The organism is Bacillus sp. 7894-2 (genome assembly GCF_002272225.1).
Classification (GTDB): domain Bacteria; phylum Bacillota; class Bacilli; order Bacillales; family Cytobacillaceae; genus Cytobacillus.
The window spans coordinates 1-423 of the sequence record NZ_NPDG01000170.1 but is presented as its reverse complement, the minus strand read 5'-3'; the positions used below and the strand labels follow the sequence as shown (position 1 = coordinate 423).

General features: G+C 49.4%; 4 tRNA genes. All 4 read right to left on the bottom strand.

What is annotated here, in order from left to right:
- Positions 1-7: 7 nt before the first annotated feature.
- Positions 8-81, bottom strand: a tRNA-Gly gene (locus tag CHI10_RS21995).
- 14 nt (positions 82-95) lie between these two features.
- Positions 96-169, bottom strand: a tRNA-Cys gene (locus tag CHI10_RS21990).
- 8 nt (positions 170-177) lie between these two features.
- Positions 178-252, bottom strand: a tRNA-Gln gene (locus CHI10_RS21985).
- A gap of 25 nt (positions 253-277) precedes the next feature.
- Positions 278-353 (bottom strand) — tRNA-His (locus CHI10_RS21980).
- Positions 354-423 lie beyond the last annotated feature (70 nt).

Here is a 423-nt window from a genome sequence, read left to right as displayed (position 1 = left end):
TATGTGTTGGAGCGGGTGAAGGGAATCGAACCCTCATCATCAGCTTGGAAGGCTGAGGTTTTACCACTAAACTACACCCGCAAATAAATTTGGTTTGGAGGCAACACCCGGATTTGAACCGGGGATGGAGGTTTTGCAGACCTCTGCCTTACCACTTGGCTATGCTGCCTAAAAAAATGGCTGGGCTAGCAGGATTCGAACCTGCGAGTGACGGAGTCAAAGTCCGGTGCCTTACCGCTTGGCTATAGCCCAAAATATAATGCAAAAAAAAGAATAATGGGGCGATTGATGGGAATCGAACCCACGAGTGTCGGAGCCACAATCCGATGCGTTAACCACTTCGCCACAACCGCCACTATCCTACTGGCAGGGGTAGTAGGAATCGAACCCACATCAAAGGTTTTGGAGACCTTCGTTTTACCA